We start from the raw sequence: 13,592 nt of genomic DNA on the forward strand, positions 1-13,592 counted from the left end.
TCGCCGTCAGCCAATAGGTTCACGGTGATGCTTTCAGGACGCTTACCATCTTGATCTTCCGCATCTTCCCATGTTTTGGTACCGGAGACTTCTGTTACCTCAGGTGTATGGGTATTGATGATGTTATAGCCATCATAGGTTGGTGTATAACCTTCAACGGCTTCCTCACTCACGGTATAGACGATTTCTTCACCTGCCGCATACTTCGGTAGACCCGTGAAGCTGTATGCCCAGTTATCTTCCTCAGTTACCGTTGCGCTATCAACTTTCTCGCCGTCAGCCAATAGGTTCACGGTGATGCTTTCAGGACGCTTACCATCTTGATCTTCCGCATCTTCCCATGTTTTGGTACCGGAGACTTCTGTTACCTCAGGTGTATAAGTGTTCGTGATGTTATAGCCATCAACGGATGATGTATAACCCGCAACGGCTTCCTCACTCACGGTATAGACGATTTCTTCGCCAGCCTCATATTTCGGAAGATTCTCGAAGCTGTATGTCCAGTTACTTTCCTCTGTAACCGTTGCGCTATCAACTTTCTCACCATCAGCCAATAGGTTTACGGTGATGGAATCAGGGCGTACTCCGTCTTGGTTCTCCGCATCTTCCCATGTTTTGGTACCGGAGACTTCTGTTACCTCAGGTGTATGGGTATTGGTGATGTTATAGCCATCATAGGTTGGTGTATAACCCGTAACAGCTTCCTCACTCACGGTGTAGACAATTTCCATGCCAGCTGCATATTTCGGAAGTTCAGTGAAACGATATGACCAGTTATCTTCCTCAGTAACTGTTGCGCTATCAACTTTCTTGCCGTCAGCCAATAGGTTTACAGTGATGGAATCAGGGCGTACTCCGTCTTGGTTTTCCGCATCTTCCCATGTTTTGGTACCGGAGACTTCTGTTACCTCAGGTGTATAAGTGTTCGTGATGTTATAGCCATCAACGGATGATGTATAACCCGCAACGGCTTCCTCACTCACGGTATAGACGATTTCTTCGCCAGCCTCATATTTCGGAAGATTCTCGAAGCTGTATGTCCAGTTACTTTCCTCTGTAACCGTTGCGCTATCAACTTTCTCGCCATTCGCCAACAGATTCACCGTGATGGATCCTGGACGCTTACCATCTTGGTTGTTGCTATCATTCCATGTTTTGGTACCGTTAACTGTTGTTATGTCCACATCCGTTTTTACTGTATTAGTAGTAGATGTTTTATTATTTTGTACATCTTTTACATCGGCTTTGTTATAAATAACATATTTATTACCAGGAGTTGTTATATTATCTTTTACTTTAGCTTTAAAGGAAACAGTAACTTCTGAATCACTATTAAGCTGACCAATATTTACCGTCAATGTTCTCCCAATAAATGTCACTGTTTGTTCTTCTGTGGGTTCATTTTCATTGATAAGAACAGAACCTTCAACAAATTCAAGCCCCTCATCTAAAACGTCAGTTATCACTACTTCAGGTGCATCTGCTTTACCAATATTTTTGGCAGTAACCGTATAATCAAGCGTATCACCTAATTTAGCTTCTGATTGACTTACAGATTTCGAGGTTTGAATGTTTGGAAAGGCTATGGAAGTTGTAATTTTCAAGTGAGATTCAGTAGTGTGGCGTTCCATATAGAAAAAGTCAAAATCATATGTTCCACCTAACTCCAACCCAAGTTTTTGAGCCGTTTCCGCATTTAAGGTAATGCTTCCTTTTTCTTGATTATGAATACCACCTAAATCCATAGCTAGCTTACCATTGATAAATACCCACACATCATCATCACCGTTAAATTCAAATACCTCTCCACCTAAATACGTAAAAGATGTATGCATCTCCAAGGTAAAGTGGTAGTTATGGTTCCTTCCTTCATTCCCCAGTGCATCATTATCAATTGGGTAGAATGCGTCACTGTTATACGAATATGTCTTCCCATCACTATTTAATTTTAGCGGTAAAGATTTATTACGTACCCTATTTGGATCTGAAACAGTAAATAATTCTTTGAGTTTTGTCATTATTTCTGCATCAGTGTTTTCACTATACATTAACTTTTTTGTATATGAAACTATTTTATCAGTGTATTCCGGCTTCTTCCCGGAACCAATATCCCCTTTCACAAATCCCGTCACTACCCCATTATCAGGATAACTAGGAAGTTTTGATTCAAATAAAACACCATCCGCAGGAAAGTCGCGAATTGTAATTGGTAGGTTTAAATCACCAGTAGTATTTAGCTTGGCATCAGATGCCGTAGATTCTCCACGGTTAAAAGGAAAATCCGCTGCTGGCTCTACTTCATTCACAGCTTTTTCTTTACTAGTGGATGCTTTACTATCTTTTACATCCTCTGATTCTTTTTCGTCGTTCTCTTGTAATAAAGTAACAGGATATTCCTCGTCATTCTCTTCCGGAGGAGTTACTGATTCATTATCAGTAGAATCTTCCTCCACCCCTTCATCTTCAGTTGTTGATTCTTCACCCTCAGTTGAATCTGGGGTACTCTCTTCCGCTGTTACTCCTTCTTCCTCAGTTGTACCTTCTGTTGTTTCATCAGTTGTCACTTCTGGTTCTGGTGATGTGACCTGAATCGCAACAGATTGAGTACCTCCGTTCTGAGAAGTTAGTTGTGGCATGTAGTCACCAGCTGCATCTGCTGATACCTGCACTTTCACAACTTGATTACTTTCTTCTTTCCAAGTAAAACTTAAGGATTGAGCATCTTTATTACTGATTTCAATATTGTCTTGACCTTCAGTAAATTCCTTAATACTCAAACCAGTTGGTACAGAGAATGTTAATGTACCAGAATCTTCTCCACTGTCAGTAAGTGTCGCTGTTAGTATATCTCCTACTTGAGCAGATGGATTGTCGAAACTGATTTCAACAGTTGTACTGTCAGCATTAACATACTGAGTTACCGGAGTTAAAATCGTTTGAACAAGAAGAAAAAGCAATGTCAGAATTGAGAATGCTCTTTTTCTCGTACGTTTTTTCATGTAGTACCTACTCCGAGTCGATCTCATGATTCACACACCCTTATGAAGTTTTTGGAGCAGCTTTTAAAGCCCTATTGAAATAATTTCGCAGAACATCTCCCTTCATTTATATTATTTACTAGAATAATAGTGAAAATAATAACTATTCTAATAAACTATTTACATCATTATATTATCAATTTTTACACAATTTAAACTAATGTAATTATTTACAATAGTTATATTAATATACAATTAGAGATATGGGATTAAGCTTGTGAAACATGCGGAAATCATGGTATCTGAAGGGGTAGTTAGGAGGTTATGTTTTTTTTAAGGATGGATGAAATGTTTACAAATTAGTGAAAAATAAACTTGGCATTTCAATCTCTTGTAGATAGATTGCAAATTTTGATTCATTGCGGACTCCATTATACATGCAGACAAATAAAAAAAGCCTAAATTAAAGGCTTTTCAAAAAGAGCTATCTTTCCTTTTATACCATCATTTAAAATACACGGTTATACTTTCTATACTGATAGATTTTTTATATAGCAGCATTAATTGACTTACTGAGTCAACTTAGTATCAATGTACTCTCTAAATTCCTGCAGTTCCTTTTCCTCCGGCCTGTTGCCATCCATAACCTTTTGTACCGTTTCAGCTACCATTTTAGGCAGTGTATTTATTGCCCACTCACCCGCTTCTTGTTTAGAAGTAATGATTCCTGCTTTTACATACCAATACACCCTAACCATATTTAACACACAATACTTTGGATCCTTCTCTAAGTTAACAAGACACTCCCGATAATCTTCCATTACGGATGATAGATAATCACTTTGGGGAACTAGCGGGAAAACTTCTTCAATTGGAGGACCCTCAAGGCAAATCCCACGTCTATGAAGAATCGTGATATGGGCAGCTAAATCTGGATCTTTTAAGTCTGCTTTATTAAGATAGTAGTCTGCATCCTCTTCATACTTTTCTCTCCAATATTCACTGTAATGGAAATCATACGGACAAGGATGCTGCCAATTCTTTAGTTGATCTTTGTTTAAAAAACTGACTTCAATCGGAAATGGTTTTCCGGAATTGGATAGAAAATAATTAACTAACTCCTTTTTAGCCTCAAAGGTTAGTGGATTTTCAGTCACTACGATAAGATCGATGTCACTGGACTGCGGATTAAATCCATCCATAGCTAATGAACCATGAACATAGACCCCTTTAAAATTATCTTGAAGACTTTCTTTTATTTGCTCTAAAACCTTATAGACATAATCTTTTATTTCGGTTGTGCTTGTTTCCCATGAATAAATCATACTTACACCCCTCAATGAATTATTTACTCTTACTCTATTTGTTTACGGAATTTTGCTCATACTATCACATTATCTGTGATCAAAAAGCGAGTTAGACCGCATTCACATGAAAATTTTTCCTTCCATACTTACACAATAGTATAAAAACAAATAAATATCCATTAAAGATTGGATAATATGGCTACCAAAAAACACAAATAGTCTATTACGGACACAAAAGTGCCAAACTATTTATGATTTAAATTGAAAAATCGGTAGGAAGAGGTGGTGTTACGTTCATTCAGGTATCATTCTAGTAAATAAAAATGGCATTAACTTAAATACTGTTTGATTTTACTAAATAGTTTGTCGGAGTAAACTTATACTTCTAAAGGTGGAATATTTCGGATAATAATAAAATGCTAGACTGGATTTTAACATAAGATATAGAAGACATTATATTTATAAAAAATGGACGATCGAATTAGCTTAGGAGATGCAAATGATTTTATTAATATTGCCATGTCTTTATTGGAAAACTCTTTTTCAATCTGAAAATAATAAAAAACACGACCCTGCTAGTAACGAAACAGGGTCATGCTCGATTCATCATCTAGCATTCAGCTTCATTCAGTTGCTCTAATGCTCTCATAGCTAAACTCGAAAAATAGTATGCCACTCCGGCAAGGCTTCATCTTTCAACTCAATGGTCGGATGATGCCATTCTTGCGACCATTTACGCCCATCCACATAAAGAATCCCGTCTACACTCGCTTATATTACGAGCTTTTTCTTTTTTGTTCCTTTTCAACCCTCCCCCTGTCAATGGACAGGAAGGTTCAACTTTTGATAAGGTGAATATGAAACAAATCAAACCATCTGTAACAGATTAATAAGGTAAATCAACAAATCAACAAATTAACAAATTCTATCAAGAGTTCATCATAATATGGACTCTTTTTTCTTAATATTTTGTATTTATGAAAAGGACTCTATTTTATATAATTTTAAAAGAATGTAGTGAAAATCTTTGAATTAAAAGGGAGTGTTACTATCTTTAGCGTATTTTCTACATTTAAGGTACCAGGAGAAAAAAGCGAGGAAGTTATAAAGATTTATAGAAACCGTTCCCGGAAAGTCGATCAGGCTCCCGGATTCATTGATTTTTTCCTCTTACAGAATGAGAAACATCCTGATGAATTGATCGTTCAATTGATATTTGAAGAGAAAGAGGATTATCTTAACTGGGTGAGGAGCAGCCAATTCAAAGAGATTCACGAATTAGAAAAAAAGTATCCTGATCAAGAATTAGCCGGTGTTATACCTACAGTGACAAAATATAAGGTAGTCTGCAAGTAATGAATACAACTCTATTCATTGAACAAGTGACAAAACGAATCTATGCACTCGACCCATCCTTACAGGAACGCTATGGTGATAAAGGAAAAGACAAATGCCAGGCAGATAATAAACACCATCTTGATCATCTACAAACGGCCTTTGAATTAGATAATGCAAAAGTATTTACGGATTATACATTCTGGTTAAATGGGATTCTGCAAAAATACGGAATGAAGACACAAACACTGTTGGATAATTTCGTGATCATAAAAGAAGAGTTGGAGCAAATTTCTGATATGCCAGATATAAAAAAGAAAATGTACCTATCATTTTTAACAGATGCCATAGACATCCTTGAGTGCGAAAAAGCCAAAGAGGAGGCATAACTATATGCAATCGATTATCGATTTCACTAGCATCTTACTTTCTGGCAATTACAATAAAGCCTGGGATTATATTAAATCTCTTAAACATCTTTCAACTTTAGATATCTATGATCAACTCCTAACACCTGCCATGCAGCGAATTGGGGACTTATGGGAAAATAATGAGATTACAGTAGCCGATGAACATATAGCGACAGCCACCTGCGATTTTGTTTTATCCAGATTGGCGTTTGAGCATAATCTGAACCCAACACCTTATACTAAAAAAGCAATGTTTCTTTGTATAGAAGGAGAGCAACATTATATTGGCTTAAAAATGGCAGCACAATTATTCAAGGAAAATGGCTGGGAAACCAAATATTTCGGACCGAATCTTCCTCTTGAATATGCGCTACATACTGCCACTGAATGGAAACCTGATGTCATCGGACTTTCCTTGACCATTGTCACCCATTTACCAAAGTTGAAATCATATACAGACAGCTTCAAGGAATTACCTCTGCCTCCGAAAATCCTTATTGGCAGCAGATTGGGCAATAAATATGATTTAAAAACGTACTCAAGCGGAGATCCCATCATCGTAACGGATTTATCGGATATAGAGACGTGGCTAAAAGATTATTCTATAGGAGAGACTAAAAATGCAATGTATTGACACACCACTACCACTTCCCTATATAATAGTAGACTATAATGGAAAAATTCTGCAATACAATTCCCTGTCATCTAATCTATTTAATTTAGACACCTCAGATATTTCAGGGATTATTGATGATGAAAGTATGAACAAGCTTGTCAAAGCAAGCTTATCGAATGAAAGTACGCAACAATTAGAAGTGAATGTTCATACGAAGGAGTCCTCGTTGGCCTTATTTGATCTATATTTATCAGATGATTCAAACGGAAGAATGCATATTCTTTTTGTCTCCAAGGAAAAGAACAATCAATTATATCTTGATAAAATTATAGAATTGCAAGAAAGACTGGCACACACAGATTTTGAATTGCTCGAGCAAAAGGAAAAACTCGAAGACGTGCTCATGCGATTAAACAAACTATCCGGGCCCTTTATCCCTCTGTCCGATAAAATGTGCTATATCCCTTTATTCGGGGACATAACATCTGAAAAAATCAATTTGATATCCGAACATGTCCTCCACTCAGTCTTTAATGGAGAGTATCAAAATATCCTGATAGATTTAACGGCTGTTGGTGAGGTAGAAGATGATGGTATCAAAAAATTAATCGACCTCATCCGTACGCTTCGATTTATGGCAGGAAGCAAGATTCAACTAATCGGCATTCAACCAAGACCGGCAAAGGTTCTCTCTACCTATGAACTTGAAAGTATAGTTGAATTCAAATCATCCCTGCAATATATCTTACAGAATGAATATGCATGATGATTAACAGCGTTTATTATAATCAGTCTTTCATGCCAATCTCTAAAAAATTACTATTCATCAAGTTGTAATCATACTGATAGGTCAGAATAGTTATCCTTTCAGTATGATGGATCAACAACTCCCTTCCTACTTCATCCAAACAGATAATATACATTGAAATGGATTGCTCCCTATCTAAGAAGACTATTATATGTGCTCACCTTAATAGAAATTCGTCTATAAGAACTATGGATTTAAATTTATTCTGTCGGAAAAAGAGTTCCTCGAGAGAGAACAACACTTTTTAGTCTTTTATATGTTCTAAAATAAATAACCATTTAAACTAGGATTATTTAGGTATTTTTCAAGGATTATAAACTAGTATTTACACCAGTATCAATCATCCACTTTCGAATACATTTTGTTGTTTCGAACTCCTGAAAAGTAAGCTTTGGATATGTATGCGGTTTACGACGAATAGCATCCGACTTCTATATTAATTCTTTATTTATCATCGATTCCTTTTTTCATTTAGCTTATAAAAATAGCCAAAACAGTTTCAACTGCTTTAGCTAAATTTTCGATTCAATATTCATAATAGAAAAAGCGACAAAAGTCATCAAAAAAGTTAGTTTATTATTCGTTGTTTTGATTTTACAGTATCTCTAAACTCAAAAAAAGCTTATCTAATTATCCAAGTAGTACTTTATCTAAAATTAAGATTAAACTATCTTTTATTTTTTCTTCTGAAGCTAGTAAATCAATCGATTCAGTGTAAATGTACATATGCTCGTCTTCTGAATATTTGATACGATAAGTGTTTCCTGGCGTTCCATGAGATAACAATACTCCTGTAATAGATGAATCACTCTGTAAATGCAACGAGAACATATAAGATAACATCTGGTAATAAGCATTATTATTTAATTTATTTTCTGCAGTTATATCTATATATTTAGTATCTATTACTACTTTTGGCTTATTATGCATGTCATATATAATAATATCCGGTAACATTTTCAGATATCCCTTATCTCTCCCCCGTACTTCATCATATTTATTAACATAATTTATACCAACTTGTTCTTCAACGCAATATTGCGGATATTGCTCTTCTATTATCTCTTTAATTAATAAAAAAATGTACTTTTCAAACAATTCATCCATCTTTATTAGAAAGTTACAAAGGATGTTCTCGCCTTTTTCCAATGTTGAAAAAAAGTTCCCTTTCAAAAATATTTCTGACAAATACATAATTGTTTCATAATGCTTATTTAGTCTGTTTTGTCTATATTTTATACCCGATAAATTTAAATTAACTTTTATATTTAGTAATTGGTTAAATTCATTTTTAAAATAAATCAACGTATTTTTTTGTTTATTGCCAGTAGGTAGAAGTAAAATTTTATTTATTGTTTCGTAGATTATTAAGTTTTCTGTTGTTGTATGGTTCAGCTCGTTAAATTTAACATAGAAACTCTTTGGAATTAAATTTCTTCTAACCTGGTTACTTATTTGTATTCTTCCCCTTAGATAATTTAAGTTCTCGCTTTTTGAATTATACTCTTTTGAAAAACCTATTCTCTTTATTTTCCAGAGTTCTGATATATAAATGTCTATAAGTTGATTTATAAAGCTTGAACCATTTTCAACAGTAACAAGAACTTTCGGATCAAATGACCATATAATTTTGTTTTTTTTAAATCTATATTCTGTCTGATGAATCTTTTCAAGTATTAAAAAGACTTTGACTAAGTGACTAACTTTTGAGTAGAATCTGTAAGTTATATTACCTACCTTTATTATACCAACTGAATTTTTAAGAGAAAAAATTTTGTTATTTTCGTATACCTTTGTTGTAAAAAATTCTCCTCCAAAATTTTTATTTAAATATTTTTCCTCAGGTGAGTTAAGCTTGATGATAAATGAACTATTTTCGTTAAGATTTTTATCTTTTATACCTTTATTCTTCATTTAAACTCACCATATAGTTAATAAAATCTAAAATAATATCTTTGTTTTCTTTTTCAAACCCACTATCTATACTAATATAAATGTTATCATCCATATTAATATTAAAAGTATCAATTAATGTTTCAAATTCACCTAAAAAATATTCCTCAATCATTGGAAAAATATCATACTTCCAGGCATTTATTATGTCTTCATCGGTAAAGACATCATCGATCATTAGGAAAGAATGTCCAATAAGTTTATCTGGACCAATAAACGGGATTTTGACAATCTTTTGATTGATAGTTTGTATTGCAATCGCAGATTTATATAACAAATTGTCACTCATATCATGATTATTAGGTCTATATTCATAATTTTCTACAATTAAATCTAAATTTGGATTAGAAGGGATAAAATCAAATCTTCTTCTTAAAGCAATATCTAGAGAGCCTATACTTTTATCAGAAGTATTCATGGTACAAAGAAAAATAATATTTTTGGGAATACCAAATTCATCATGTGTATATGGTAACTTTACACTAATTTCATTATTTCCTCCTAGCCTCTTATCGCTTTCAATCAGAGTGATACATTCCCCAAATATTTTAGCAATATCACCTCTGTTAAATTCATCAATTATAAAAACATAATTTTCTGCAAAATCCCAGTTGATACTGTTCCTGTTGTCCTTGTAATAATTAAAACAAGTCTTCCAATCGATATCTGGTGACGAAAAAGTTTTCAACAATTCTGTTTCACCATTTTCATTCTCAAGAATGTTATTTTTAATAACATTCTGCAATGCAAACTTACAAAATTCTTTAAATATACCTGTTTTATAATAATACCTAAGTTCGTTGTTTTCTGTCTTTACCGAAATACCTTCTATGAAGTCTTCGTACTCATATGATGGATGAAATGTTACCATTTCAATGTACCCATTATTTTTATATTCGTAAAAAACTGATTTATTTCTTTCCCTTTTTTCTTTAGTTGCCTGTTTTATTATATAAATTTTCTCTTGTGAAGATAAAGTATCATTTTGTTCACTTATGTCAAAATCATCTAAAATCGATAAATTGGAAATCAATTTTTCACCATGACTATTTAAGTAATATTTTTTACACCTTGGGTCTATATCTTCTGATAACGTTATTAATTTTAAATCCAATAAATAAGTGACAACCCAATCTAAAAACGACATATCATCATGTGTATAGTTAAAACATTTCTGGAGTAGTACCTTCTCATCATATGTAGGAATTTTATTATTTTTCAATGTAAATATATACCCCTGTTCAAGAATTAGCCACAATGCACATAAAATAGTGTTTTTCCACAGAGTCATACTACTCACATTTGTATTAGTTAATACTTCATATAACGTTTCTCTTACAAAAAGAGGTAATTCTCGAACTGGGAATCCATCTTTATCAGAATCAATGTCTAAATCGGTCAAGTCAATCCCATTGTCAGAAAGAAAATTAATATATTGTTCTTTTAAAATTTGTCCTCTAGTATTTAGGGTTATATTTTCTCGTGAATGTTCTTTCCAATCCTCTTCCGTCAAGTCAAAGTTAGTATATGCCCTTTCGTGTTGAACGTATGATGAAGATCCACCCCATCCACGTTGATTTACCACGTAATCTTTATTTAGAGTATTTGTACCTTCAACAATAAAAAGTTTCATTAGTTTATTTAGTGAACTTAAATTCCTATATGTTTTTTTCCCAGGCTTATACTTTTGATTTTCTAAAAAAATATGATTTGTGTTATAAAAACTTTCGAATTTACTCTTATACAACCCTACATCAAATTCTTCTATATCTTCTTCAAATTGAGCATCTTCCTGACTCTCTCCAACAAGATAGCTAAGGGATTTTTCTCTTAACTTAAATGTTTTTCCTGTTCCTGGCGGTCCATAATAAATCAGTTGTTTTTTCTTCATAAAAAAACACCCCTAACATTACAAATTAATCCTTATAAATAATAGTAGCTAAGTATTTTTCTAAAAGCAATGCAAAGGACTGTTGTATAGTACAACAGTCCTAAATATCCTAAATATTCAACTGTAACTGCTTTACATCTTTCCCCATAACTTTAACACTTTGATTTTTGTCTCTTGAAATCAACATTTTTGCTATCTCATAAGCAAGAAGCGGTGGTACAGCATTTCCAACTTGCTTATATTGACTTGATTTAGTACCGACAAATACAAAATCATCAGGAAACGATTGTATTCTAGCACACTCCCTAATAGAGGGAACTCTATTTTCATGGTAGTGGAAATAGTTTCTATGTCCAGTGTCAATGGTATGAGATGGAAGCTGACTATTCATACGCTGAAAAGCTTTATTGTACTTTCTGACTTGCCAGTATTCAGGCGGTAAATCTTTTATCGAACCACCATCTGGTACCATTGATATAATGTTTATAGTTTGGGAAGTATGATTAGTATGATTATGATTAAATACCTTAGAAGAATTTTTCCGCATTAATTTTTGATAGCTATTTTGGGGCTCACTCTCATAATCATAAATTTCTTCATATTCTTGCTTACTATCTAGCAAAGGTAAATCTGATAAAGCTTCAAATGTTGATACTTTAGCAGGATTTTTTAAAGGATATACAAATTCTCCTTCATCTAATATACCAACAAAGAATACTCGATATCTATTTTGTGGTACCCCAAAATCTGCTGCATTAAGTACTTGTGGTTCATATACTTTGTAACCTAATGATCCGAACCTTTCCATGATATCTTCTTTAAACATCCCTTTATTTAAGGTCATTAGTCCCTTTACATTCTCAATAACAAAAAATTTGGGCCTAATTTCTTTTACTACCCTAAAATATTCTAAGTAAAGATGGTTCCTTTCATCATTAATATCTCTCGTTCCCACAGTACTGAAGCCTTGACACGGAGGCCCTCCTATAATGCCTTCAATATTATGTTCACTTTTTAACTTCTTCAGATTATCATTAGTAAGTTTTGTTATATCCATATGTTTAGCAATTGCTTTTTCTCGATTATAATTATATGTTTCTATAGCATCTTTCCAAAAATCAATAGCAAGGACTGATTCAAACCCTGCCATTTCAAATCCTAAACTGAATCCTCCCACACCGCTAAACAAATCAATTATTTTCGGTTTATCCATTTCCAATCCCCTCCTTGATTATGTCAGCAATACTTCTAGCTAATAATGGAGGAACAGCATTTCCAACTTGCCTATACTGGCTTGTTCTTGACCCCAAAAAGACAAAATTATCATTAAATGATTGTAATCTTGCAGCTTCTCTTACTGTAGGAATTCGGTGAAATATTGTATGAAAATAATTACTATGAGCATTACCAGTATCAATAGTTACTGAGACATCTTCTTCATTTAATCGTTTGTATGCCGATGAATGTCTATTTTCTCTTTGGTTAGGAAATAACTCAACAGGGATATCTCTCCAATTTCCACCTTGTGGTACATAAGAGATCCTTTGTTGTTGAATATCAGCAGGGTACACTATTTCATGATTGTCAATTTTATTCTCTACATTTCTAAGATATTTCCTATAAGGAGTATTAGGTTTGGAAGTAAGATAATAGGTCGAACTCTTTTTTTCTGCATATTGTTCTATGTCATACAATTCTCCTATAGCATCTTTTACTAATACCAAGGGTTTCTTTACGAGTTTGTCAAAAGTAATCTGAGGAATATCCTTTCTAGTTGCTAAAAAGAATGCTCTTAATCGTTTTTGCGGAACTCCGTATTCGGAAGCATCCAAAACGATACTATCCACGTTATACCCAGCATTTTCTAATATCTCATATATTTTTTTCTTTGCATAACCATTATCTCTAGTCAATATGCCCCTGACATTTTCAATAAGAACCACTTTAGGGTTAAGGACTTCCACAAATCTAATGTATTCAAAGAATAATTTATTACGAGGATCATCTGTGTCTTTCTGCCATCTATTAGCAGAGGAAAAGCCCTGACATGGAGGTCCTCCAACAATAACGTCTATATCACCTAATAAATCAAACATAAAAGGAATATCATCATTACTAATTTTTTCTATATTTTCACAAAATGCTTGGGCATTTTTGAAATTCCTATTAAAGGTCTCTACCGCATCTTTGTTTAAATCGAGTCCCCCAACTATTTCAAAGCCAGATAATCTAAATCCTTCACTTATACCTCCGCAACCACAAAACAAATCTATCACTCTAGCTACCATTTCAAT

At 33.7% G+C, this 13,592-nt stretch carries 10 protein-coding genes; 4 read left to right on the forward strand and 6 right to left on the reverse strand.

From position 1 onward, the window contains the following. Positions 1-2,999: Cna B-type domain-containing protein (locus AC4BHA_RS11460; protein WP_490558654.1), on the reverse strand; the 2,999-nt coding region annotated here is incomplete at its 3' end. A gap of 548 nt (positions 3,000-3,547) precedes the next feature. After that, complete coding sequence (locus tag AC4BHA_RS11465) at positions 3,548-4,303, reverse strand: aminoglycoside adenylyltransferase domain-containing protein (RefSeq protein WP_490558655.1); 756 nt, start codon at positions 4,301-4,303, stop codon at positions 3,548-3,550. 1,032 nt (positions 4,304-5,335) lie between these two features. Between AC4BHA_RS11465 and AC4BHA_RS11470 the strand changes: the two genes are divergently transcribed. The 4 genes from AC4BHA_RS11470 to AC4BHA_RS11485 are packed head-to-tail and all read left to right on the forward strand — an operon-like array spanning position 5,336 to position 7,412. Continuing rightward, positions 5,336-5,641, forward strand: coding sequence for an antibiotic biosynthesis monooxygenase family protein (locus tag AC4BHA_RS11470; RefSeq protein ID WP_490558736.1), 306 nt, complete (start codon positions 5,336-5,338; stop codon positions 5,639-5,641). Beyond that, complete coding sequence (locus tag AC4BHA_RS11475; RefSeq protein WP_490558656.1) at positions 5,641-6,009, forward strand: hypothetical protein; 369 nt, start codon at positions 5,641-5,643, stop codon at positions 6,007-6,009. The genes AC4BHA_RS11470 and AC4BHA_RS11475 overlap by 1 nt, the downstream gene beginning before the upstream one ends. Before the next feature lie 4 nt (positions 6,010-6,013). Next, positions 6,014-6,664 carry a cobalamin B12-binding domain-containing protein gene (locus AC4BHA_RS11480; protein WP_490558657.1) on the forward strand — a complete coding sequence of 217 codons (651 nt, stop codon included), beginning with the start codon at positions 6,014-6,016 and terminating at the stop codon, positions 6,662-6,664. Next, positions 6,651-7,412, forward strand: a complete 762-nt coding sequence (locus tag AC4BHA_RS11485) for an STAS domain-containing protein (protein ID WP_490558658.1) — start codon at positions 6,651-6,653, stop codon at positions 7,410-7,412. The genes AC4BHA_RS11480 and AC4BHA_RS11485 overlap by 14 nt, the downstream gene beginning before the upstream one ends. Positions 7,413-8,084: 672 nt before the next feature. Here AC4BHA_RS11485 and AC4BHA_RS11490 read toward each other — a convergent pair. The 4 genes from AC4BHA_RS11490 to AC4BHA_RS11505 form a co-directional block, all read right to left on the reverse strand. After that, complete coding sequence (locus tag AC4BHA_RS11490) at positions 8,085-9,368, reverse strand: 5-methylcytosine restriction system specificity protein McrC (RefSeq protein WP_490558659.1); 1,284 nt, start codon at positions 9,366-9,368, stop codon at positions 8,085-8,087. Then, the gene (locus tag AC4BHA_RS11495; protein WP_490558660.1) at positions 9,358-11,298 is read right to left on the reverse strand and encodes an AAA family ATPase; all 1,941 of its coding nucleotides are present in this window, start codon (positions 11,296-11,298) and stop codon (positions 9,358-9,360) included. The genes AC4BHA_RS11490 and AC4BHA_RS11495 overlap by 11 nt, the downstream gene beginning before the upstream one ends. 109 nt (positions 11,299-11,407) lie before the next feature. Continuing rightward, on the reverse strand, positions 11,408-12,511 hold the full coding sequence (locus AC4BHA_RS11500; protein WP_490558661.1) for a DNA cytosine methyltransferase: 1,104 nt from the start codon (positions 12,509-12,511) through the stop codon (positions 11,408-11,410). Beyond that, the gene (locus tag AC4BHA_RS11505; protein WP_490558662.1) at positions 12,504-13,586 is read right to left on the reverse strand and encodes a DNA cytosine methyltransferase; all 1,083 of its coding nucleotides are present in this window, start codon (positions 13,584-13,586) and stop codon (positions 12,504-12,506) included. Before AC4BHA_RS11505 ends, AC4BHA_RS11500 begins: the two co-directional genes overlap by 8 nt. Positions 13,587-13,592 lie beyond the last annotated feature (6 nt).

This window comes from Pradoshia sp. Z3_51 (genome assembly GCF_058215915.1).

Excerpts from the sequence above, each read along its gene's own strand:
- AC4BHA_RS11465 (WP_490558655.1), bottom strand. The coding sequence starts at position 4,303 with ATGATTTATTCATGGGAAACAAGCACAACCGAAATAAAAGATTATGTC.
- AC4BHA_RS11475 (WP_490558656.1), top strand. The coding sequence starts at position 5,641 with ATGAATACAACTCTATTCATTGAACAAGTGACAAAACGAATCTATGCA.
- AC4BHA_RS11480 (WP_490558657.1), top strand. The coding sequence starts at position 6,014 with ATGCAATCGATTATCGATTTCACTAGCATCTTACTTTCTGGCAATTAC.
- AC4BHA_RS11485 (WP_490558658.1), top strand. The coding sequence starts at position 6,651 with ATGCAATGTATTGACACACCACTACCACTTCCCTATATAATAGTAGAC.
- AC4BHA_RS11490 (WP_490558659.1), bottom strand. The coding sequence starts at position 9,368 with ATGAAGAATAAAGGTATAAAAGATAAAAATCTTAACGAAAATAGTTCA.
- AC4BHA_RS11495 (WP_490558660.1), bottom strand. The coding sequence starts at position 11,298 with ATGAAGAAAAAACAACTGATTTATTATGGACCGCCAGGAACAGGAAAA.
- AC4BHA_RS11500 (WP_490558661.1), bottom strand. The coding sequence starts at position 12,511 with ATGGATAAACCGAAAATAATTGATTTGTTTAGCGGTGTGGGAGGATTC.
- AC4BHA_RS11505 (WP_490558662.1), bottom strand. The coding sequence starts at position 13,586 with ATGGTAGCTAGAGTGATAGATTTGTTTTGTGGTTGCGGAGGTATAAGT.